The 24,455-nt window shown below is 37.3% G+C and carries 22 protein-coding genes; 5 read left to right on the top strand and 17 right to left on the bottom strand.

Annotated features, from left to right (window positions below; translation table 11 throughout):
• Window positions 1-94 precede the first annotated feature (94 nt).
• Entirely contained in the window at window positions 95-2,818 is a 2,724-nt protein-coding gene (locus BAQ46_RS06975) for a calcium-translocating P-type ATPase, SERCA-type (RefSeq protein WP_001104746.1), read from the bottom strand.
• 105 nt (window positions 2,819-2,923) lie between these two features.
• Between BAQ46_RS06975 and BAQ46_RS06980 the strand changes: the two genes are divergently transcribed.
• Window positions 2,924-4,633 carry an Rqc2 family fibronectin-binding protein gene (locus BAQ46_RS06980; RefSeq protein ID WP_000863254.1) on the top strand — a complete coding sequence of 570 codons (1,710 nt, stop codon included), beginning with the start codon at window positions 2,924-2,926 and terminating at the stop codon, window positions 4,631-4,633.
• 49 nt (window positions 4,634-4,682) lie between these two features.
• On the opposite strand, the gene BAQ46_RS06985 is transcribed toward BAQ46_RS06980, so the two are convergent.
• The gene (locus BAQ46_RS06985; protein ID WP_071741802.1) at window positions 4,683-5,864 is read right to left on the bottom strand and encodes a lysozyme inhibitor LprI family protein; all 1,182 of its coding nucleotides are present in this window, start codon (window positions 5,862-5,864) and stop codon (window positions 4,683-4,685) included.
• Between the two features lie 282 nt (window positions 5,865-6,146).
• Between BAQ46_RS06985 and BAQ46_RS06990 the strand changes: the two genes are divergently transcribed.
• Together BAQ46_RS06990 and BAQ46_RS06995 are read left to right on the top strand one after the other, a co-directional pair.
• Window positions 6,147-7,217 (top strand): M24 family metallopeptidase, encoded by a 1,071-nt coding sequence (locus BAQ46_RS06990; RefSeq protein ID WP_071741803.1) that lies wholly within the window; start codon window positions 6,147-6,149, stop codon window positions 7,215-7,217.
• Window positions 7,218-7,300: 83 nt separating this feature from the next.
• Complete coding sequence (locus tag BAQ46_RS06995; protein ID WP_001012018.1) at window positions 7,301-7,825, top strand: DinB family protein; 525 nt, start codon at window positions 7,301-7,303, stop codon at window positions 7,823-7,825.
• A gap of 35 nt (window positions 7,826-7,860) precedes the next feature.
• On the opposite strand, the gene BAQ46_RS07000 is transcribed toward BAQ46_RS06995, so the two are convergent.
• Window positions 7,861-8,229, bottom strand: a complete 369-nt coding sequence (locus BAQ46_RS07000; protein WP_001208265.1) for a YoqO family protein — start codon at window positions 8,227-8,229, stop codon at window positions 7,861-7,863.
• Between the two features lie 15 nt (window positions 8,230-8,244).
• Window positions 8,245-8,610, bottom strand: coding sequence for a YoqO family protein (locus tag BAQ46_RS07005; RefSeq protein ID WP_071741804.1), 366 nt, complete (start codon window positions 8,608-8,610; stop codon window positions 8,245-8,247).
• 164 nt (window positions 8,611-8,774) lie between these two features.
• Between BAQ46_RS07005 and BAQ46_RS07010 the strand changes: the two genes are divergently transcribed.
• A complete protein-coding gene (locus BAQ46_RS07010) occupies window positions 8,775-10,160 on the top strand; it encodes a hypothetical protein (protein ID WP_071741805.1) in 1,386 nt (461 codons plus the stop codon).
• 167 nt (window positions 10,161-10,327) lie between these two features.
• Entirely contained in the window at window positions 10,328-10,582 is a 255-nt protein-coding gene (locus BAQ46_RS07015; protein ID WP_001003915.1) for a YbeF family protein, read from the top strand.
• A gap of 115 nt (window positions 10,583-10,697) precedes the next feature.
• Here the strand turns inward: BAQ46_RS07015 and pyrE are convergent, their stop codons facing one another.
• The 13 genes from pyrE to BAQ46_RS07080 all read right to left on the bottom strand — a co-directional run bounded on the left by pyrE (window position 10,698) and on the right by BAQ46_RS07080 (window position 24,360).
• Entirely contained in the window at window positions 10,698-11,330 is a 633-nt protein-coding gene (gene pyrE, locus BAQ46_RS07020; RefSeq protein WP_000711449.1) for an orotate phosphoribosyltransferase, read from the bottom strand.
• The gene (gene pyrF / locus BAQ46_RS07025) at window positions 11,327-12,043 is read right to left on the bottom strand and encodes an orotidine-5'-phosphate decarboxylase (RefSeq protein ID WP_000083496.1); all 717 of its coding nucleotides are present in this window, start codon (window positions 12,041-12,043) and stop codon (window positions 11,327-11,329) included. The genes pyrE and pyrF overlap by 4 nt, the downstream gene beginning before the upstream one ends.
• Window positions 12,028-12,957: a dihydroorotate oxidase B catalytic subunit gene (pyrD, locus tag BAQ46_RS07030; protein WP_001081057.1), complete on the bottom strand. Its 930-nt coding sequence runs from the start codon at window positions 12,955-12,957 to the stop codon at window positions 12,028-12,030. Before pyrD ends, pyrF begins: the two co-directional genes overlap by 16 nt.
• Window positions 12,954-13,733, bottom strand: coding sequence for a dihydroorotate oxidase B electron transfer subunit (gene pyrK / locus BAQ46_RS07035; protein ID WP_071741806.1), 780 nt, complete (start codon window positions 13,731-13,733; stop codon window positions 12,954-12,956). Before pyrK ends, pyrD begins: the two co-directional genes overlap by 4 nt.
• A complete protein-coding gene (gene carB / locus BAQ46_RS07040; protein WP_001126106.1) occupies window positions 13,730-16,948 on the bottom strand; it encodes a carbamoyl-phosphate synthase large subunit in 3,219 nt (1,072 codons plus the stop codon). Before carB ends, pyrK begins: the two co-directional genes overlap by 4 nt.
• Entirely contained in the window at window positions 16,933-18,030 is a 1,098-nt protein-coding gene (locus BAQ46_RS07045; RefSeq protein ID WP_000828682.1) for a carbamoyl phosphate synthase small subunit, read from the bottom strand. Before BAQ46_RS07045 ends, carB begins: the two co-directional genes overlap by 16 nt.
• Window positions 18,027-19,313, bottom strand: coding sequence for a dihydroorotase (pyrC, locus tag BAQ46_RS07050; protein ID WP_001108374.1), 1,287 nt, complete (start codon window positions 19,311-19,313; stop codon window positions 18,027-18,029). Before pyrC ends, BAQ46_RS07045 begins: the two co-directional genes overlap by 4 nt.
• A complete protein-coding gene (gene pyrB, locus BAQ46_RS07055; RefSeq protein WP_000018849.1) occupies window positions 19,297-20,211 on the bottom strand; it encodes an aspartate carbamoyltransferase in 915 nt (304 codons plus the stop codon). Before pyrB ends, pyrC begins: the two co-directional genes overlap by 17 nt.
• A 148-nt stretch (window positions 20,212-20,359) precedes the next feature.
• Window positions 20,360-21,643 (bottom strand): uracil permease, encoded by a 1,284-nt coding sequence (uraA, locus tag BAQ46_RS07060; RefSeq protein WP_000435929.1) that lies wholly within the window; start codon window positions 21,641-21,643, stop codon window positions 20,360-20,362.
• A 146-nt stretch (window positions 21,644-21,789) separates the two neighbouring features.
• A complete protein-coding gene (pyrR, locus tag BAQ46_RS07065; RefSeq protein ID WP_001156487.1) occupies window positions 21,790-22,332 on the bottom strand; it encodes a bifunctional pyrimidine operon transcriptional regulator/uracil phosphoribosyltransferase in 543 nt (180 codons plus the stop codon).
• Window positions 22,333-22,534: 202 nt separating this feature from the next.
• Window positions 22,535-23,443 carry an RluA family pseudouridine synthase gene (locus tag BAQ46_RS07070; protein ID WP_071741807.1) on the bottom strand — a complete coding sequence of 303 codons (909 nt, stop codon included), beginning with the start codon at window positions 23,441-23,443 and terminating at the stop codon, window positions 22,535-22,537.
• A gap of 4 nt (window positions 23,444-23,447) precedes the next feature.
• Window positions 23,448-23,906: a lipoprotein signal peptidase LspA gene (gene lspA / locus BAQ46_RS07075; RefSeq protein WP_000642177.1), complete on the bottom strand. Its 459-nt coding sequence runs from the start codon at window positions 23,904-23,906 to the stop codon at window positions 23,448-23,450.
• 124 nt (window positions 23,907-24,030) lie between these two features.
• Complete coding sequence (locus BAQ46_RS07080; protein WP_001004664.1) at window positions 24,031-24,360, bottom strand: TraR/DksA C4-type zinc finger protein; 330 nt, start codon at window positions 24,358-24,360, stop codon at window positions 24,031-24,033.
• Window positions 24,361-24,455 lie beyond the last annotated feature (95 nt).

The following is a 24,455-nucleotide window of genomic DNA, read 5'->3' on the forward strand; positions in this document are numbered from 1 at the left end:
TCACATCCAAGCCATGAAATAACTCAATGAAAAAGGTAATAGAGACAAGGCTCTACTACCTTCTGTAAATTATATCACATTTTCATATCATTGACTATTTCAAGTTTAATCCCTTCTTATATAATATTGGCTTTTCCTTCTTCCCCTTCTTCCCTGTTAATAAAGAGCCTACTAATAAGAAGGTCGGAATTGACGATAAACCTCCAATTAACAACCAATCTCTCGCTTGTATTGGCATCGTGCTAAAAATCGGTTGTAACGGTGGATAATATATAACGACTAGCATGAGTAGTAATGAAATGATAACCGCTCCTACTAAATACACATTTCCAAACGGATTGCGGTGGAAAACAGAATGCTCACTTCGGCAATCAAATACATGAATCAGCTGAGCAAGTACCAATGTTGCAAACGCTACAGTTTGTGCATATTTCAGTTCATTTGGATGTTGATTATACGCAATAATAAATGCTACTAGCGTCACTGCCCCAATTAGAAAGCCACGACTTATAATTTTCCAGGCAAGCCCTCTAGCAAATACCCCTTCTTTCGGATGACGCGGCGTTCTCTTCATCACGTCTCCCTCGGCCTTATCCAAACCTAACGCCATCGCCGGTAAACCGTCAGTAACTAAATTCACCCATAAAATTTGAATTGGAACCATCGGCAGCGGTAGTGCAAGTAACATGGCAAATAACATGACCAAAATTTCTCCAACGTTCGATGCTAATAAATAACGAATAAACTTACGTATGTTCTCGTATATATTTCTACCTTCTTTAATTGCTGATTTTATCGTAGCGAAATTATCGTCCAGCAATACGAGAGATGAAGCTTCTTTTGCAACATCTGTCCCTGTAATTCCCATCGCTATCCCAATATCCGCAGTTTTTATAGCTGGAGCATCGTTTACTCCATCACCTGTCATCGCCACTATATGTCCTTTATTTTGCAACGCCTTAACAATTTTTAATTTATGTTCTGGTGATACACGAGCAAATACATACGTATCTTCTACAACATTTTCTAATTCTTCTACATCCATAGTTGCGAGTTCTACCCCTTCAACAACGCGTCCACCTGGTGGTAAAATGCTTAATTGTTCTGCAATCGCCATTGCAGTCACTTTATGATCACCTGTAATCATCACTGTTCGAATACCAGCTTCTCTGCACTCTTTTACTGCCTGCTCTACTTCTGGTCTTGGCGGATCAATCATTCCTTGTATTCCAACTAACATAAAATCTTTTTCAACATCTCTTTCATGTTCAATTGAGTCTGTTACTTTTAAAGGCTTAAAAGCAACTGCAATTGTTCGAAGTGCTTGACTACCTAAGCTATGAATAGCCGCCTGTACTTCTTTTCTATACAACTCACTTAATGGTTGCTGCTTATCCCCCCATAAAATCGTTTGACTCATTTGCAGAAGGACATCTGGTGCTCCCTTCGTAACGACAAACTTTTTCCCCTCTCGATCTCGTACAATAACACTCATCATTTTTCGAGTTGAATCAAACGGAAATTCACGAATAATTTCAAATTTCCCTTTCAGCGCCTCACGCGTTATCCCCGCTTTCATTGCTGCAGCTACAAGCGCCCCCTCAGTTGGATCTCCATCTAATACATACGCCTTTTTCTTTTGAATAATATTTGCGTTATTACATAGCGAACCAAATGTAAGTAGTTGATAAAGTGATTTCGTCTTAGCTGGATTAATTTCTTTTTCACCTTTCATAAAAGAGCCATTAGGTTCATACCCTTGGCCTGTCACTTTCCACAATTCTCCACCTGACCACATATGTGTTACCATCATTTTGTTTTGCGTCATCGTTCCTGTTTTATCAGAGCATATGACAGAAGCACAGCCTAACGTTTCTACTGCTGGTAACTTCCTTACAATTGCTCTCTTTTTTATCATACGCTGTACACCAAGCGATAAAGCTACTGTAACGATTGCTGGTAACCCTTCTGGAATAGCAGCAACAGCTAGCGACACGCCAGCTAAAAACATATGATATACTTCATTCCCTTGATACACACCAGCTAACACGACAAGCGCTGTCAAAATAAGAGCCACAATAATTAATATTTTTCCAAGTTGCTCTAATCTTCTTTGCAATGGTGTTTCCATTTGCTCTGCATTTTGCAACATATTTGCAATTTGGCCCATCGCTGTATTCATACCCGTTGCTACAACGACTCCTGTTCCAGACCCTCGTGTAATCATCGTACCCATAAAAGCCATATTTTTTTGATCACCAATTGAAACATCTTGCCCTTGCAACGCTTCTACTTTCTTCTGCACTGGAACTGACTCTCCTGTTAAAGCTGATTCTTCAATATATAAACTCGACGCCTCAACAAGACGTACATCAGCTCCAATACGATCGCCACTAGAAAATTTAATAACATCACCTAAAACGAGTGCTTTAGACGGTGCCTTTACCCACTTTCCATTTCGCAGTACAGTTACTTGCGGGGCGGCTAGCTCTTTTAAAGCTTCCAATGACTTTTCAGCCTTTCTTTCTTGAAAAAATCCGAGAATACCATTGATAATAACAATTGCCACAATCGCAATAGAATCAATGTATTCCCCTAAAAAAGCCGAAACGATTGTTGCACCAAACAAAACAAGCACCATAAAATCTTTAAATTGCGCCAAAAATACCATTAGTGCAGAAGGCCTCTTTGCTTCATCTAGTTCATTTGTACCAAATTTTTTAATTCGCCCTTCTGCTTCTTTCTCTGTAAGTCCAACCTTCACATTCGTATTCGTTCTTTCTTCCACTTCATGTGCACGCATTCCATACCAGTTCATCCTGCTATCGACCTCCTGATTCCAGACATACTCTATTGAAAGCTTATTCAGCCTCGTCCAAAAAAATGCTATAATTAACTTTTAGTTAGAAAGGAGTGTTCATTTATGGCATTCGATGGATTATTTACAAGAGCGATTACACATGAAATTGCAAATTCTCTTTACACGGGAAGAATTTCAAAAATATATCAACCTTCAAAATACGAGATTTTATTACATATTCGAGCAAACGGAAAAAATCAAAAACTGATTCTTTCCGCTCATCCGACATATGCACGTTTACACTTAACAAATCAAAATTATGATTCACCTGCACTTCCGCCAATGTTCTGTATGCTTCTTCGTAAGCATTTAGAAGGTGGATTCATTGAAAAAATTGAACAAATTGATTTAGAGCGTATTATTCAAATTACCGTTCGTAGCAGAAATGAAATTGGTGATGAATCGCTAAAAACATTAGTAATTGAAATTATGGGACGACATAGTAACATCATTTTAGTAGACACAAAAACAAACAATATTTTAGATAGCTTAAAACACGTTTCCTTAGCAGTAAACCGACATCGAACTGTATACGCTGGAGCTGAATATATTGCACCACCAGCACAACATAAAATTAACCCACTTCAGATCGAAACAAATGATGAATTTATTAGACCGCTGGACTTTCTATCTGGAAACATGGATAAACAGCTAGTCGGAACCTTTACCGGAATATCACCGTTATTCGCAAAAGAAGTAGTGAAAAAAGCAGGTATGGTAAATGAAAAAGCATTAGCTGACGCATTTTTCTCCATACAAAAACCATTATTAACTCATACATATTCACCAACAATGACTACTTCAAATGGGAAAGAATTCTTTTATCTTTTCCCTCTTGCGCACTTAGCTGGAGAAGACAAGACATTCTCATCTGTTAGTGAATTGCTAGACCGTTTCTTTTTTGGAAAAGCAGAGCGTGACCGTGTAAAACAACAAGCTCATGATTTAGAGCGCTTTATGCAAAACGAAAAAAATAAAAATGAGAAAAAACTCATTAAACTAGAAAAAACATTACAAGATGCTGGAAAAGCAGATAAATATCAACTATTTGGAGAACTACTTACAGCCAATATGTACGCTTTGAAAAAAGGCGATAAAGATATTGAAGTCGTTAACTATTATGATGAAAATGGCGGAACTGTAAAGATCGCATTAGATCCTTTAAAAACGCCATCTGAAAATGCACAACGCTATTTCCAAAAGTACCAAAAAGCGAAAAATTCCGTTGTTGTTGTAGAAGAACAAATCGAAAAAACAAAGGAAGAAATTCTTTATTTTGATAGCTTACTTCAACAAATGGAAGCTGCTTCTTCAAAAGATATTGAAGAAATTCGTGAGGAATTAGCTGAAGAAGGTTATATGCGCAATCGTAAAACGAAAAACGGAAAGAAAAAGCCTACTAAACCAGTATTAGATAAATATGTAGCAAGTGATGGCACAGAGATTTTCGTCGGTAAAAACAATAAACAAAATGATTATTTAACAACGAAATTTGCCCGTCGTGATGAAATTTGGTTACATACGAAAGATATACCTGGTTCTCACGTTGTCATTCGTTCTTTAGAACCTGCTGAAGAAACTTTACTAGAAGCTGCCAAAATTGCTGCTTATTACAGTAAAGCAAAAGAGTCTAGTTCTGTACCTGTTGATTTCACCAAAATACGCCATGTGAAAAAACCGAGTGGTGCAAAACTTGGTTTTGTTACGTACGACAATCAGCAAACTGTTTATGTAACACCCGATGCTGATACTGTAATGAAATTAAAAGCTTAAATAAAAAAATGCGTTGCTTATAAGCAGCGCATTTTTTTATTCGTTCCAACTAGTTCATATACCCATTCACTAATTCATAACATCTTTCTTTTGTCATCTTGTATTTCTCTTCTGAAGCATCTATACGTCTCATCGTCCCGTTATTTGTATCAGTACCAATTGCTTTAACCTTACTTTCCTTTTCTTTAACCCACGCAATTTGTTTCGTTTTTAATGACTGAAATGCATCAGGGGACATCGTATTTTTTAATGTACTGTAAATTTCATTTAGTTTATTATCCCACAGTTCATAATTTCCTTCTATTTCATTTACTATGTCATTTGTTGACATGACATTTGTATGTTTTTCTTGGTTTTCTAGAGCCGCTAACTCATTTAAAGCTTTAGTTTTACCTACTGCTGACGAAGTTTCTTTTTTAGTCTGCTTCTCTTCTTTAGAAATAGCATGCGTACTCATGCTATTTTCCTTAATGTTTTCGTGTTCTTGACTATTATTTTCTTTCGTTTCTTTTTCCTGCTTTTGCTCATCTAAATCATATGTAATAACCGATGTTTTTGCATCTACAGCAATTAATCTAGCATTTTCTTTAAAAATATATTTTTTGTCACCACTGTTCTCCTCTTTAACAAAATCGACATTCTTAAAGCCTCGAATTTTCAGAAACTCACTAGCTTCTTCCTTCGTAAGTTTTAAATCTCTCGGTGTATGCGATGACCATTTATCCATTAACCATTTTCCATCTTTATAAACGAAAATAAATTCCCATATCTCTGCTTCATTTCCCATATCATTTGAAGGTATAATCGTTTCAATCGTTAAATTTTTATCTTTCTGTGTATACGTTAATCTCATTTCTGGTTCAATATTAATAGGGAATGGCAACATATCTGTCTCTCTAGATCTATTAAATGTTTCAAGCGAATTAGGAAGCTGGTTCTCTACAAATTTTTCTGTAACCAATCCCTTAACTCCTTTTTTCGCTGTCGCCAAATCTCCTGGATTATTTCGACTCCATCCATTTTCTTTTTCCATCTCACTAAATGCATTTGCTATTGCATCTACACTCTTTCTTACAATCTTTTTCGCTTCTTTTTCTGTCACTTCTGGGGCTTCATCAAGCTGTTCAATCGTTTCATTTGCTTGAACTTTGATTTCACTTTTTTCACACCCTGTTACAACTAGCATACTAGCAGCGAAGCAAAATGACATGACTTTACTTAATTTCTTCATATACTCACATTCCTTATTCCTATTTATTCGTTACGCACCTTTATCTACAAGAAAACATAACGACCTCTTATTATACCAATTATCACCATTTATTTATACAAAAAATATAATATTAGAATTGAAAGATTATAATATGCAAGTTTACATTACTGTATAAATTTTTGACATCCTCATTTTATATTTGTCTAGTTTTTTTGACACAAAACTCCCGCTTCTCTTTTATTGTCAATAAGTATATTGGCACAAGTTTTGCTTTATTAAATATAAAAAGGAGGCATTAAAATGAATATAAGAATAACTAATATCCAAAAACAACTACATAAGTACGGAATTGACGGGTTACTTATTACAAAAAAAGAAAACCGCCAATATGCAACAGGCTTTACAGGTAGTGCTGGCGCCGTCTTAATCTCTGCCGATCAAGCTGTTTTTATAACAGATTTCCGCTATGTAGATCAAGCAAAATCACAAATAAAAGATGCTGAAATTATTATGCATAAAGGAAATTTAAAGGAAGAAGTTGCAAATCAAGTGTCAAAATTAAACATTCAAAAACTCGGAATTGAAGAAAACAACATGACATTGCAACAATATAAAAACTTGCAAAAGTACGTACAGGCGGAAATGATTCAAGTTTGCGAAATTATCGAAAATATTCGTATCATTAAAGACACGCCTGAAATAGAAATAATGAAAATTGCAGCTAATATTGCGGACGAAGCATTTCACCACATTCTTACGTTTCTAAAACCAGGAATAAGTGAAAATACTGTACGAGATGAATTAGAGTTTTTCATGCGAAAAAAAGGTGCTGCATCTTCATCATTTCAAATTATTGTAGCTTCTGGTGTTCGTTCTTCCCTTCCACATGGAGTTGCATCAAATAAAATAATTGAACGAGGCGACATCGTTACATTAGATTTCGGTGCACTTTACGACGGATATTGTTCCGATATAACACGTACTGTAGTAATCGGGGAACCATCAGAAGAATTCAAAAAGATATACAATATTGTACTTGAAGCATTAAAACGCGGGACTGAAGCGATTAAACCTGGAGAAACTGCAAAACGTATCGATGATATAACGAGAAACTACATTACTGAGCATGGATACGGTCAATATTTTGGACATTCTACTGGTCATGGTCTTGGATTAGAAATTCATGAACCTCTCCGCCTATCCCAAGAAAGTAAGGCTACTTTAGAAGAGGGTATGGTCGTTACAGTTGAACCAGGTATTTACATACCGAACTGGGGCGGTTGTAGAATTGAAGATGATATTGTCATTACAAAAGACGGATATGAAGTTATTACAAAATCAAATAGAGAACTAATTGTAATCCCTTGTTAATATTTTGAAATTTCCAACAGGATTTTTTCTCTGCACATAGAATTCCTTCTCTGGAGTATTCGTTTCAAGAGGGGGAATTGTAATTGAACTTTGTAATCGATAAAATAGATGGTTTACATCCTGAATTTTCCAAACTAGTTTCCATGATGAATTACGCTCGCTATACAACAATGCAAGCGGTGGAAGATTTAACAATGGAAGAACTTGATTATTTATATAATGAGGAAGCAAATTCAATCGGCATGCTATTATATCACATGGCTGCTGTTGAATTTTACTACCAGATTCATACTTTTGAAGACCGCGAACCAACGGAGGCCGAACTAGAAAGATGGTTACCTGGCCTCGAGTTAGAAGCTCTTGGACGTGAGGAAATAAAAGGAAACTCTATAGAATTTTATATTGATACATTACAAGAAGTACGTTCCAAAACAATTGAAACATTCCAATCGTTACCTGATGAATGGCTGTTTAAAACGACAGACTTTTGGTATGACAAACAAGCAAATAACTATTTTAAGTGGTTTCACGTATTTGAAGATGAAATCAATCATCGCGGACAAATTCGTTTAATTAAGAAGATGCAAAAAGCTCATTCAATAAAGTAAGAAAGTGCCACCAGATAAGGTGGCACTTTCTTCTATTATTCATTAACGAATAGCTTTTCATTTACTGTTTTAGTGACTACCGCTACCAACATTAAAATGCAAATTAAATATAGCAATTTCGTAATAAATAACCACCCTTGAAACATTACAATTCCATCTATTATCTCATTTCCCTTCAGTAACAAAAACGGAATCGTACTAATTATCATGACAAACTCAATACTGAATACAATTTTCTTTTTTCGGCTATATGCTTTCCACTCATCCCAGCGATACATAGGAGCAAAAATCAATACTCCTATACATAATATAACTGGTACCCATTCACTTTTTAAAAATTGCCCTGAAATAACTGATAATAGTAAACAAACGAGCACACCATAATAACCTATTTTCTCTCTCATTCGTACTCCCCCATTCTACTTCTCCTTTAATATGTAACTTGCTATGCTTATAACAATTCTTAGAAAAATAACTACTACAATTACAATATAAAGACTTTTTGCAGACGACATCCATTCTTGAAAAATAGACATTTTCTTCATTTGTTTCTGACCCTCTATTAAAATAACTCCTACGAATAATGAACAAACAACGATGATACCTATCATAATTCCAATACTTTTCTTGCTATATTGTTTCATATCATCCCAGTTATATAAAAGTATAAGTACAAACCTAAAAACAGGTATAATACTGATCCATTCATTGCTTGTAAACAAATTTAAAATGATTAATAGACTACAAGAGAGAATAAAGCCCCAAAACCCAATTATTTTGCGCATAAGCCTCCTTTAATTCCATTTTTAGGATTAATTGTATTTTAACATCCATTTTTTAACCTTGCCACTACGGTACATGAAATTTTGGTTTTTCGGTTTCCTATACTCACATACTTTCCCTACTTTCATACAATAAACTACACGAATGCCTAAAGGATGTGAATGTTATGGGAGTTGAATTAACGCTATTACACGCTCTCTATGTTATTTGTTTACTCACCATTATTACCTTTTTTATTTTCCGAAAGGATACGACGATTATTTGTATCGTTTTCATCTTTTTATTAGCATTAACTGCTACAAGTTCTATCCCTCTTGCCGTTAGCGGCATTTTTCAAAGTTTTATTTACGCTATTACTGAGCTATTACCAACTATATTAATCATTTCCATTATCGTATCCATGAGCAATTTACTCGTTCATACTGGCATAAATGATACAATGATTTCACCATTTACAAAGATGATTCGTACCCCTACCCTCGCCTACTGGATTATCGGTCTTTTGATGATGACAATTTCTTTCTTCTTTTGGCCTTCTCCAGCTGTTGCCTTAATGGGAGCTATTTTATTACCGGTTGCTGTACGTGTCGGCCTTCCGCCAATTGGAGTGGCAATTGCTATGAACTTATTCGGTCATGGGATTGCTTTATCCGGCGACTTCGTTATACAAGGCGCACCAAAATTAACCGCAGACGCTGCTGGTCTTCCTGTTTCTAGCGTTGTTTCTGCAAGTGTTCCACTCGTTATCGTTATGGGCATTGTGACAACTTCCGTCGCTTTTTTCTTCTTACGAAAAGAATTTCATACAGGCTTATCTATACAAGAGTCTATTTCATCAACTGCGTCTTCTAAAACACTCACTTCATTATCTACTCGGACAAAAAAATGGCTCGCTATTTGTATTCCGATCGTATATGCCATCGATATCCTTTGCATGATTCAATTTAAACTACAAGGAAGCGACGCAACTGCACTTATCGGCGGAACAACTGTTATTATGATTATCATCATTTCTCTCATCGCCTACAAAGGTAATGGACTGAATAAAACGACCGATTACTTTATAGAAGGGCTCCAATTTGGCTTTAAAATTTTCGGACCAGTTATTCCTATCGCTGCACTCTTTTATTTAGGAGATAGTGGCTTTTTGAAAATTATCGGGGACTATTTACCAAAAGGTTCACACGGAATCATTAACGACTTAGGCATCGCTTTATCTCAAACTGTTCCTTTAAATCAATATGTATCGGCAGGGACATTAACTATCGTTGGTGTCATTACCGGCTTAGATGGATCAGGTTTTTCAGGTATATCACTTGCTGGTTCCATTGCCAATCTTTTCGGAACAGCACTTGGCCATGGAACAGCTACATTAACAGCACTCGGGCAAATTGCAGCTATATGGACCGGGGGCGGGACGTTAATTCCTTGGGCACTTATTCCTGCCGCTGCGATTTGTAAAGTCGATCCATTTGAACTTGCACGTCGAAACTTTTTACCAGTTATGATTGGCTTAATTGTCACCACGATCGTTGCGATGTTTATTCTATAGCGTAAGCAAGTGTTCTCTTGCTTACGTTTTTTGCTTGTAAAATTCATCATGAATGATCAGTTTTCAAGAGGGATTCGTTATTACTTAGCGAAATTATATTAGGAGAGTAATCATTTCAAAACGTTTATAAGAAACAGATTACTGCAATTAGAAAAGGGGACATACCTATGAATGAATTGATTTTCGTCTTATTAATTTGTCCGTTATTTATCTTTATCGTATCTGTTATTGGAACACGCAAAACGAAAACGTATTACGTAATGCCGATTGTAACGTTTGCTAGTTTTTTAATAATAGGTGTTATCGCCTTTACTCCAAAATTTTTCTTTTGGGTTGGCATGTACAGCATCTTCTCATTTATTGTTTCTTATATGACGCTATTGTTTGTGAAAGGATATGAGGTTGCTGAAAACGCTAAATAGTTGTTAGCAAGGAGACAGGAATATGATTTTCTTTGATATTGATGGAACTTTACATGAAGTTTTAACAATAATATAAAAAAACGACTGCGTTCCCCCGCAGTCGTCTTTTTTCGTGTTACGCTGTGATCCAAGCTTCGTTAGCTGGATTTTTACGCCACTCTTGTAATTTTTTCGTTTCAGCTTGTCCGATCATACCTTTTTCTGCTGCAACTTCAGTTAATGCACTGTAATCACTTAAAGAATATGATGCTACGTTCGCTGCTTCTAACTTTTCTTTTCCTGCTTCTAGCTCGTATGTGAAGATTGATACGATTCCTAATACTTCACAGCCAGCTTCGCGAAGTGCTTCTACACATGTAATTGCACTGCCGCCAGTTGAAATTAAGTCTTCTACTACTACAACTTTTTGACCTTTTTCAGCTTTTCCTTCGATTTGATTCCCTTTACCGTGACCTTTTGCTTTACTACGTACGTAGCACATTGGTAAATCCATACGATCACTTACCCATGCAGCGTGCGCAATACCAGCAGTTGCTGTTCCTGCAATAACTTCTACAGTTGGGAAGTGCTCTTTAATTAACTCTTCTAATCCAGCTGCAATCGCTTGACGTACTTTCGGATAAGATAAAGTTAAACGGTTATCACAATAAATTGGTGATTTCATACCTGAAGACCATGTGAATGGATCATTCGGTTGTAAAAATACTGCTCCAATTTCTAATAAATGCGATGCGATTTCTTTTTTCATACTGTTACACCTTCCCACTGTTGTTTTACTGTTTTATACGCTTCAAGCGGATTTTCTGCTTTTGTAATACTACGTCCAACTACGATATAGCTTGAGCCAAGTTCCCTCGCACGTTTCGGTGTTGCTACGCGCACCTGGTCATTTACATCATCGCTTGCAAGACGAATCCCCGGTGTTACTGTTACAAATTCATTTCCGCATACTTCACGTAATTTTGGAACTTCGAGCGTTGAACAAACAACGCCATCCAGTCCACTTTCTTTCGTTAATTTTGCATAATGAGCAACCGCTTCTTCTAACGTTTTCTCAATGCCGATCTCTTTTTTCATCATAGCTTCCGAAGTGCTTGTTAGTTGTGTAACTGCAATACAAATCGGTCTCTCTTTTCCTTCTTGCTTACCTTCCTCTAATCCCTCAATTGCAGCTTTCATCATGCTGCTTCCCCCAGCAGCATGAACATTTACCATATCAACATCTAGACTAGCTAGGCTACGCATAGCGCTTTTTACCGTATTTGGAATATCATGAAGTTTTAAATCTAGAAAGATCTTATGCCCTTTTTCTTTTAAGTACGTAATAATCGCAGGGCCTTCTTTGTAAAATAACTCCATACCAACTTTGACAAATAACTCTTCCCCTTCAAAGTGGCGCAAGAATTGTTCTACATCTTGTTTCCCCGGAAAATCTAGTGCAACGATTAACGACTGTGACATGTTTGCTTCCAGCTCCTTCCTTGACATTCCGAAATGTGATCAAATCCTAATTCATCTAGTAATGCTGGTAACTCTTCAATAATTGTCGGACATACGAACGGATCGATAAAGTTCGCTGTACCTACTGCAACTGCGCTTGCGCCAGCGTAGAAGAATTCAATTACATCTTCCGCTGTTTCAATACCACCCATTCCGATAATTGGAATGTTAACCGCTTGGCTTACTTCATGTACCATACGAATTGCTACTGGCTTAATCGCAGGACCTGATAATCCGCCTGTACGGTTTGCTAAAATTGGTTTAGCTGTTTTTAAATCTAGACGCATACCAAGCAATGTATTAATCATCGTTAAACCATCTGCACCTGCATTTTCAATCGCTTTTGCAATTTCCACAATGTTTGCCACGTTCGGTGACAACTTCACATATACAGGTACTTCAGAAACCTCTTTTACTCGCTTCGTTAAATCAGCAGCAATTTCAGGATTTGTACCAAAGGCGATACCACCTGTTTTTACGTTTGGACAAGAAATATTTAATTCCAGTGCATGGACATTAGGCGCTTTAGAAATTTCCTTTGCAACCGCTACGTAATCCTCAGCTTGTGAACCTGCAACGTTTGCAATGATTGGAAGGTCAAATTGTTCTAACCATGGTAATTCAGAATTCATTACTTTTTCTAATCCTGGGTTTTGAAGTCCGATTGCATTTAACATGCCACCCGGTGTTTCAGCAACACGAGGCGTAGGATTTCCATAGCGTGGTTGTTCTGTCGTCGCTTTGATCATGATTGATCCTAGTACACTTAAATCGTAAAACTGTGCATATTCACGACCAAATCCAAAGCATCCAGATGCCGGTATAATTGGATTTTTTAATGATAATCCTGGTAATTCAACTTGCAATCTGTTCATAGTACAACCTCCCCGATTGGAAATACTGGTCCGTCGCTACACACCTTCTTGTAAGAATGTCCACTTGGATCTTCTTGTAAGTGGCATACACATGCGAAACAAGCTCCAATACCACAGCCCATACGTTCTTCTAATGAAATATAGGCTTTTTTCTCTTTGTAACGTCCTTCTAATGCACGAAGCATCGCTAACGGACCACATGAATAAAGAATATCAAAGTCAATTCCGTAATGATCAATTACATCTGTGACAAATCCTTTTGTACCGTGTGTACCGTCTACTGTCGCAACGTACGTATCACCAAGTTCTGCAAATTTTTCTTCATAGAAAACAACATCTTTCGTTTGAAAACCTAAGATGTGAATTACGCGTACACCTTTTGCAACGAGGCGCTGTGATAATTCATAAAGTGGTGGTACACCAATCCCCCCACCTACTAGTAAAGCTGTTTGACCAGCTTCTGCTTCTTCTACAGGAAAACCGTGCCCTAATGGTCCTAGTACGTCTACCATTTCACCTTGTTTTTTAGTTGCTAATGTTTTTGTTCCTTGTCCTTCCGCACGATATAGCATTGTAAATTCGTTCTTCTCTTGATCTATATTACAAATACTAATTGGGCGGCGCAGAAGGGGCGCAATGCCCTCTGCTACCTTAATGTGTACAAACTGCCCTGGTTCGTTCATTTGCTGTACTAAAGTTCCTTGAAGCACTAATTCGTAAATGTTCTTTGCGATTTCTTTTTGATTAACGACGATCATATTTTGCTTTTGCATCATGCATGTACCACCTCGTGACGCTTTGTTTGCGTAATTTCTTTCATTGAATGAGCTGAGAATGTCATAGATTCTAATACTCGTAAGATTGCTCTCGTTGTATCAAGTGATGTTAAGCAAGCTACACCATTTTCTACTGATTCACGGCGAATGCGGAAACCATCACGCGCTGGTTGTTTGCCTTTTGTTAATGTATTGATTACAAACTGTGCTTTTCCTTGGCGGATAATATCTAGTAAGTTGTAGTCTTCAGAATCAATTTTGTTTACAACTTGTACTGGGATATTTTGCTCTGTTAACGATTTTGCTGTTCCAGCTGTTGCTAATAAGTTATAGCCGATTTCATGGAAACGTTTTGCAATTTCCATCGCCTCTTCTTTATCTTTATCCGCTACAGTAATGATTACTGATCCGTGCGTTGGGATGTTAATTCCAGAAGCAACTAAACCTTTGTATAATGCTTTTTCAAGCGTTAAATCTTTACCCATTACTTCCCCTGTTGATTTCATTTCAGGTCCTAATGTTGTATCCACTGAGCGTAATTTCGCGAATGAGAATACCGGAGCTTTTACATACACTTCTTTCTCTTCTGGGTGATAGCCCGTTCCGTATCCTTGCTCTACTAGGTCTTGCCCTAGAATAACTTTCGTTGCAACGTTTGCCATTGGTACACCTGTAATTTTACTTAAGAATGGTACTGTACGGCTCGCACGTGGATTTACTTCAATTACGTACACTTGATCTTCGAATACGACAAACTGGATATTTAGTAATCCAACAATGTTTAATCCTTTTCCAAGTGCAATTGTATGTTCAATAATTTGTTCTTTTAATTTTTCAGATAAGCTTTGTGGTGGATATACTCCAATTGAGTCACCAGAGTGAACTCCAGCGCGTTCAATATGTTCCATAATACCTGGAATGAATACATTCTCACCGTCTGAAATTGCATCTACTTCAATTTCTTTACCAACCATGTAACGGTCGATTAATACTGGGTGATCTGCGTGAACTTTAACTGCATTTTTCATGTAGTGCAGTAGTTCTTCTTGACGATATACGATTTCCATCGCACGTCCACCTAGTACGTAAGATGGTCTTACTAATACTGGGTAACCAATTTCTTCTGCGATTGCTACCGCTTGCTCTACAGTCGTTGCTGTTTTACCAACTGGTTGTGGGATACCAAGTTTTGTTAAAGCAGCTTCGAATTTATCACGATCTTCTGCACGGTCTAAGTCTTCAAGTGATGTTCCTAAAATCTTCACACCATGTTCTTCTAATTTTGCCGCTAAGTTAATTGCTGTTTGTCCACCGAACTGAACGATAACACCTTCTGGTTTTTCTAAATCGATGATGTGCATTACATCTTCAATCGTTAATGGTTCAAAGTATAATTTGTCAGAAATACTGAAGTCTGTTGAAACAGTTTCTGGGTTATTGTTAATGATAATTGCTTCATATCCAGCTTCTTTAATTGCCCATACTGAGTGAACTGTTGCATAGTCAAACTCAACACCTTGACCAATGCGGATTGGACCAGATCCTAGAACTACTACACTCTTACGATCTGTTACAATTGATTCGTTCTCATCAGCGTATGTGCTGTAGTAATACGGTGTTGCAGATTCAAACTCTGCCGCACAAGTATCTACCATTTTGAATACCGGCGTCATATTATTTTCTTTACGCATATCGTAAATTTCGCGCTCCGTTTTGTTCCAAGCTGCTGCAATGTAGTGATCGCTGAAGCCCATTTCTTTTGCAGTTTGTAGTACTTCCATATTTCCTACATTCGCTTTTACTTCGCGTTCCATATTTACGATATTTTCAACTTTTTGTAAGAAGAAGAAGTCCATTTCACACCATTCGTTAATCTCTTCTTTCGTTACACCTTGACGAATTGCTTCTGCTACGATAAACAGTCGCTCATCATCTGCTTTAATAATGCGTTTTTTCATTGTTTCTTTATCAAGTTCTTTTAAGTGGTCTAATTCTAAGTGATAAATACCAAGTTCTAAAGAACGAACCGCTTTTAATAATGATTCTTCTAAGTTACGTCCGATTGACATAACCTCACCAGTTGCTTTCATTTGCGTTCCAAGTGTTCTGTTCGCTGATTCAAACTTATCAAATGGCCAGCGTGGAATTTTTGAAACAACATAGTCTAATGCTGGCTCGAAGCAAGCGTAAGTTTTTTGTGTTACCGGGTTTACGATTTCATCTAACGTTAAGCCGACTGCAATTTTCGCTGCTAATTTCGCAATTGGATATCCAGTTGCTTTAGACGCTAGTGCAGATGAACGACTTACACGTGGATTTACTTCGATTACATAGTATTGGAAGCTATATGGATCTAGTGCAAGCTGAACGTTACATCCACCTTCAATTCCTAGTGCACGAATAATTCGTAATGACGTGTTACGTAACATTTGGTATTCACGGTCGCTTAGCGTTTGGCTCGGTGCTACAACGATAGAATCACCTGTATGAACACCAACTGGATCGATGTTTTCCATGTTACATACTACAATCGCGTTATCATTTGAATCACGCATTACTTCATATTCAATTTCTTTACAGCCAGCAATACTTTTCTCTAATAAACATTGTGTTACTGGGCTATGTTTTAAACCACTTGTTACGATTTCAATTAACTCTTCTTCGTTATGACAAATTCCGCCGCCCGTTCCGCCTAATGTGAATGCTGGACGAACGATTACTGGATAACCAATTTCGTTTACAAAGCCATATGCTTCATCAAGGTTATGAATAATTTCACTTGGTGGTGTTGGTTCATTTAAATCTTGCATTAATGTACGGAATAAATCACGATCTTCCGCTTGCTCGATTGCTGATAATTTTGTTCCTAAAATTTCAACTCCGCACTCTTCAAGTACGCCTGATTTTGCAAGTTCAACAGCCATGTTTAAACCTGTTTGACCGCCTAATGTTGGTAAGATTGCATCTGGACGTTCTTTACGAATGATTCGGCTTACGAATTCTAATGTTAAAGGCTCAATGTATACTTTATCTGCAGTTGCAGTATCTGTCATAATTGTCGCTGGGTTAGAGTTAACAAGGATTACTTTGTAACCTTCCTCTTTAAGAGATTGACAAGCTTGTGTTCCAGAGTAGTCAAACTCCGCTGCTTGCCCAATTACAATTGGTCCTGATCCGATTACTAAAATTGTGTTAATGTCTAGGCGTTTTGGCATAACTCTTCCCCTTCTTTCTTGAAGTTTTCAATCATTGTTAAGAAATCTTCGAATAAATCATTTGCATCTTCTGGTCCTGCTGAAGCTTCTGGATGGTATTGAACTGTAAATGCTGGGAACTTCTTATGACGAAGACCTTCTACTGTTCCATCATTTAAAGCAACATGTGTAATTTCAAGTTCTGTATTTTCAACTGATTCTTCTTCTACTGCGTAACCATGGTTTTGAGATGTAATTGCTACTTTTCCAGTTGCAAGATTTTTTACTGGATGGTTTAAACCACGGTGACCGAATTTTAACTTACTTGTATTCGCACCAGATGCTAAAGCAAATAGTTGGTGTCCTAGGCAAATTCCGAATAAAGGAACTTTACCGATAATGTCTTTTAACATTTCAATTGCTTCTGGTACATCTTTTGGATCCCCAGGTCCGTTACTTAACATAATTCCATCTGGGCTAAGGCGTAAAATTTCTTCAGCTGTCGTGTTGTAAGGAACTACAATTACATCACAATCACGTTTATTTAATTCTCTTAAAATACCATGTTTCATACCGAAGTCTACTAATACAACACGATGTCCGCGGCCTGGGCTTGGGTATGGATCTTTCGTTGATACGCGTTTTACATGGTCTGTAAATACTGTCGCTTTTAATTGACTTACGATGTATTCTACATCTGCATCCATGTTACAAAGGCGTCCGCGTAATGTACCGTATTGACGAATTTTTCTCGTTAATTTTCTCGTATCAATTCCTGCTAATCCTGGAATGTTTCTTTCTTTTAAGTAGTCATTTAACGAAATTTCATTACGGAAGTTTGATGGGTGATCACAAATTTCGTTTACGATTAAACCATTTACAGATGGGTGAATCGATTCAAAATCGTCACGGTTGATGCCGTAGTTTCCGATTAATGGGTACGTGAATGTTACAATTTGACCGCAATATGATGGATCAGATAATGTTTCTTGATATCCAGTCATTCCTGTTGTAAATACAACCTCACCTGACTTTTCGATTTCTCCTCCGAAACCTGTTCCAATTAATACTGTTCCATCTTCTAAGATAAGTTGTCTTTTCATACTAATGCACTCTCCTTTTGCCATGCGATCTTACCACCAACGATTGTCATTACCGGCCATCCTTGGCATTTCCAACCTGCGAATGGTGTATTTTTTCCTTTTGATAAGAATGTTGTTGGATCAATCTCTTCTTCTTGTTCTAAATCAATGATTGTAATATCAGCTGTTCTACCTTCTTTCAGGCGACCTGCTTCTAAGCCGAATGTATCAGCTGGCTTTTCTGTTAAGAATTGAATTAACTGTTCTAGTGTAATAATTCCTTTTTTCACAAGGTTTGTGTATAGAAGTGGGAATGCTGTTTCAAAACCAGTAATTCCGAACGGTGCTCTTTCAATTCCTTGCGCTTTCTCTTCCGCTGTATGCGGTGCATGATCAGTTGCAATCATATCGATTGTTCCATCTAATAAACCTTCAATTAATGCTGCATGATCCTCTTTTCCACGAAGCGGTGGGTTCATTTTAAAGTTAGGGTCAGCTGATGGGATATCATCTTCACATAACACTAAGTGATGGGGTGTTACTTCTGCTGTTACTTTAATTCCAGCGCGTTTCGCATCACGTATTACACGTACAGATCCTTTCGTACTTACATGACATACGTGATAGTGACAATCTGCCGCTTCAGCAAGCAGTATATCCCTTGCAATATGTACAGATTCACATACTGATGGGATACCGTTTAATCCGTGTTTCTCAGAAAACTTCCCTTCATGTACACAACCTTTATTAATAAGAGTATTCTCTTCACAGTGCGCAACTACTGCCATATTCAGTTTTGCTGCACGCTTCATAGCAGCTAACATCATGCTAGCATCTTGTACGCCTACACCGTCATCAGTGAAAGCAAATGCTCCAAGCTCTTTTAATGTTTCGAAATCTGTCATTTCAGAACCCGCTTGACGTACTGTAATTGCTCCATATGGTAATACGTTAACATGTGCTTTTTCTTTAATACGATTTTGTAAGTCTTCCATATGTTCTCTGCAATCTGGTACTGGGCGTGTATTTGGCATTGCGCAAATTGTTGTGAATCCACCTTTTGCCGCTGCTAGCGTACCTGTTTCAATTGTTTCTTTATGTTCACCACCTGGTTCACGAAGGTGTACGTGTACATCTACTAATCCAGGTGCGATTAACTTTCCGTTCACATCGATTACTTCAGCATTATCTGCCGTAATATTTTCTGCTACCTTAGCGATTTTACCGTCTTGTACGAGAAGATCCGTTGCTACGATTTTTCCTTCTTCATTCATATAACGACCATTTTTAAACAAATAATTCATGTTTCATTCCTCCTAATACATTTGGTAAGGCGCGTTTTAGTACAGCCATTCTTACGTAAACTCCATTTTCCATTTGTTTAAATATGCGTGAACGCTCACACTCAACAAGTTCACTTGCAATTTCAACATCTCGGTTTACAGGAGCTGGATGCATAATAATGCTTCCTTCTTTCATACGCTTTTCTCTTTCTACTGTTAATCCGTGTTTCTCATGATACTCTTTCATAATGTCTGTTTCATAATGATCATGACGCTCATGTTGTACACGAAGTAGCATCATTACATCCACTTCCGGAACAAGCTCATCTAATGGTTTGTATGTTCCAAATGTGTTGTCTTCATCTTTCCACTCTTCTGGACTTGCAAAGTAAATTGTTGCACCTAGCTTCGTTAATGCTTCTGCATTAGAACGTGCTACTCGGCTATGACGAACATCTCCTACTATCGCAATCTTCAAACCTTCAAATCTTCCAAACTCTTGTTTAATTGTAAGAAGGTCGAGTAGGCACTGCGTTGGGTGGTTTCCACATCCATCTCCAGCGTTTAAGATCGGGATATTCACCTGATCTTTTAGTTCATCGAAGTAGCGATCTTGCTCATGGCGGATGACCACTGCTTTTGTTCCGATTGATTCTAGTGTTCTTATCGTATCGTATAAAGTTTCTCCTTTTTGTACGCTAGATGCATCCGCTGAAAAGTTTAAAACATCAAGTCCTAATCTCTTCTCAGCAACTTCAAAGCTAAATCTCGTTCTCGTACTATTCTCAAAGAACAAGTTTGCAACAAAAGTTTGCTCTGTCGTTTTGCTCTCTTTTCCATTCGCAAAATCTTCTGCGTCTTTTAGGATTTCTGAAATTTCTACTTCCGATAATTCACTCATCGTTAACAAATGGCTCATCGTCATCCCTCATCTTTCTGATTTTTATGTTACCACTTTTGTATTTTTATAACAACCTTTGCATAAAAATACCCTAGTCATGTGAGACTAGGGTGCAAGAAAGAAGCCACCCTTTCCGGTCTCACAGGACTGAATTAAAAGGTTATTATTATGAAGCAATCTGCTTAGATTGTTTTATTTGTTTCGTTTCCGGTAGTAGTAGATTTAACAGTACACCTACAATTGCTGCTAGTGCCATTCCTTCTACTTGGAATGATTCTCCTACGTGAAGTACCGCTCCACCAATACCGATTACTAGTATTACTGATGCAATCATTAAGTTTCGTTTGTCACTTAAATCTGTTTTATCGTCTACCATCATGCGTAATCCGCTTGATGCGATTACACCGAATAGTAAGATTGATACACCACCCATAACTGGTGTGGGGATCGAATGAATCAGTGCAGAAATCTTACCGATAAATCCGAACATGATTGCGAATACCGCTGAACCGATGAATAAGTATACACTGTACGCTCTTGTAATTGCTAGCACACCGATGTTTTCACCATACGTTGTATTCGGTGGTCCACCGATTAGTGATGCGATTAATGTGGCTACTCCATCACCGAAGATTGAACGGTGTAAACCTGGTTTTTTAATTAAATCTCTTTTAATAACATTTCCTAATACAATTTGATGTCCGATATGTTCTGAAATTGTTACTAGTGCAACTGGTACCATCAAGAGTACAATCTTCCATGAAAACTCTGGTGTGTATGTTACAAATGGTACTGTGAAATCTGGTACAACAAACCATTTTGCCTCAGCTACCGGCTTTAAGTCTACTAACCCTTGGAAGTAAGCGAAGATATATCCGCCGATAATGCCAAGTAACACTGGTATGATACTGAAAAATCCTCTTCCGAATATTGAGCATATAATTGTAATTGCTAATGTTACTAATGCTACTGAAAAGTGTGTAAAGCTATATTTGCCATCCGCACCATTCATCGCCATGTTAACTGCTGTATGTGCTAAAGCTAGCCCGATTACCATTACTACTGGACCAACTACGATTGGTGGTAGTAATTTCATAATCCACTCTGATCCTGATTTCTTAATTCCGAGTGAGATTAAGATGTATACAAGTCCTGCTAGCAAACCACCAAGCATTGCTGCTCCAGGTCCCCCTGCCGTTTTCGCTGTTATAATCGGTGCGATAAAGGCGAATGATGACCCAAGATAGGCAGGTACTTGACCTTTCGTTATAAGAAGAAACGCTAACGTTCCTAATCCACTTGATATTAATGCTACTGACGGATTCAATCCTGTTAAAAACGGAACAAGCACTGTTGATCCAAACATCGCGAACAAATGTTGTATACTTAAAAATAACCATTTTCCCGGTTTCGGTACTTCATTAACGTCTAACACTGGCTTTTGTTCCATTGTTACATCCTCCTTCAGTTTAAATCTTTGCAATAAAAAAACTCTTTGTGCCTGTGCACAAAGAGTCCTACACTTTCGTATGCCAAATTTGACATATGAAAGCCAAGACCCTTTGGCAGCCTCACAGGACTACATTTAAAAGGGCTTTACTTATCGTATATGCTTACTCGATCTTGTTGATCTGTCTCTTGCAAATCAACTTCGATACGCTCTTCACTTGATGTTGGAATGTTCTTTCCTACATAATCAGCGCGAATTGGTAGTTCACGATGACCTCTATCAACAAGAACCGCTAGTTGGATTTGTGATGGTCTACCTAAATCCATAAGAGCATCCATTGCTGCTCGAACAGTTCTGCCTGTATATAATACATCATCCACAAGGATAACTTTTTTCTTCGTAATATCTACAGGGATATCAGAACCTTTTACAAGTGGTTCTTTATTTTTCGATTGTAGCGTTAAATCATCACGGTATAACGTAATGTCTAGCTCTCCAACCTCTATTTCTTTTCCTTCAATTTGACCAATTCGTTCTGCCAAACGTTGTGCAATAAAAATTCCACGAGTTTTAATTCCGACAAGAACACAATTATCGACACCTTTATTTCGTTCCACGATTTCATGACTAATTCGTGTTAAAGCGCGGCGAATCATTTGGTCATCTAAAACGACAGCTTTCTCTTGCATGCTCTACACCTCCAAGCTTTTTTCTTGCGTGAGAGTAATGGTATAAAAAAAGTCCTCTCAGCGTGTGCGAGAGGACTTTTGAAAAAGGGTATAGCATACCCTATGTATTTCAAACCGTTACCTTCTCAACCTCACGGGGCTGTGTTAAAGGATCATTATTTAACTGTTGTCAGTATCTCAGTTTTCTTATGATTTGTCAATACTATTTTCGCAAAATATTTAATGCTTCTTCAAACACTTTTGGAATCGGTGCCTCAAACTGAATATATTCACCAGTACGAGGATGATCAAAGCCTAAAATACCTGCATGAAGTGCTTGTCCGTTCATATCTAATGTTTTCTTTGGTCCATACTTTGGATCTCCTGCAAGTGGATAGCCAATATATTTCATATGAACACGAATTTGATGTGTACGCCCTGTTTCTAAGCGACATTCTACAAGTGTGAAATCTTTGAATCGCTCTAACACTTGGAAATGCGTAACAGCATGCTTACCATTTTCATCAACCGTCATACTTTGGCGTTCTTTCTTATCACGAGCAATCGGAGCATCAATCGTTCCCTTATCGTGCGGAATAACACCGTGTACAATCGCTTTGTAACGTCTCGTTACTGTTTTTGCTACAAGTTGATTTACAAGTGATTCGTGTGCCATATCATTTTTAGCAACCATTAATAGACCAGACGTATCTTTATCAATACGATGTACGATACCCGGACGCATCACACCATTAATGCCTGATAAGTCTGTACAATGGTGCATAAGACCGTTCACAAGTGTACCACTTGTATGACCTGGTGCTGGATGCACAACCATACCACGCGGCTTATTAACAACAAGTACATCTGCATCTTCATAATAAATTTCTAAATTCATATCTTCTGGCTGAATATCTAACTCTTCTGGCTCAGGAATCGTCACTGTAATTTCATCATTTTCTCTAACTTTATAATTCCCTTTTACAGCTTTTCCATTAACTGTAACAACGTCATCTTTAATCCATTGTTGCACTTGTGTACGTGACCATTCATTATTTATTCCTGCAACGAATTTATCAATTCGCTCATTTTTTTGTTCTTCTGCAACTGTTACTTGTACTACTTCACTCATTCAATTACTCCTTCGTTTTCTTGCCTTCTAATAATGTTTGAATAATAATTAATACAACACCAATACATAATGCTGAATCAGCGATATTGAATACTGGATAGTTGTACGAGAAAATATACACGTGAATGAAATCCACTACTTCTTGTCTAAATACACGATCAATAAAATTACCAATTGCTCCGCCTAAAATTAGACCTAATGAAATTCCTAGAAGCTTGTCTGTTTTTGCATATTTTTTCATATAAAATACGATAAATGCTACAAAAACGACTGTAATAATGTAGAAAAACCACATTTTATTTTCTAAAATGCCCCAAGCAGCTCCTCTATTTCGATGTGATGTTATGTATAATACATTATCGATAATCGGAATACTCGTACCTAATTCCATGTTCTTTACAATTAGCCATTTCGATATTTGATCGATGGCAATGACAAATAACGCTATTACATAATATATCATTTTCATTTCCCCCACAAAGACAGTGTACCTCAAAATTTTAGCATAGCTGCAACCTTTTCACAATGAACCTTTATAGAAGAATAAAATAAATTAAAAAAAGGTAATATAATATCGTTGTGCACATTCATACATTTACTTTTTCATAGAAAAATTCATGAATGGTACGTGCAGTCGGCATCGTTTTCATTTGTTTTACCGACATTACTCTCCCTGTGTCTTCACAAATACCATACATATCTATTTCCATTTTAAATAATGCACGTTCTACATCTTTTAAATCCTCTTTTATATCATGTAATAAAAGTTTTTTCTTTATCTCTTCCTTAATTTCATACCCAAGCTCTTCGCTAAACTCTGTATTATATTTGTACATAACCTCTTTAGCTAACCTCTCTTGTAACTCTTTTCGCATCAATTGCAATTCTTCTTTGATTTCCATATACATTTCATTCACGTGTACATTCCTCCCAGTTGCAATGTACGATTAGTGTGTCCGAAATTTATATGCTTACCTCTCACACATTTTTCCTTCATAGGAAAGAGAGTGAA

Source organism: Bacillus paranthracis, assembly GCF_001883995.1.
GTDB lineage: Bacteria > Bacillota > Bacilli > Bacillales > Bacillaceae_G > Bacillus_A > Bacillus_A paranthracis.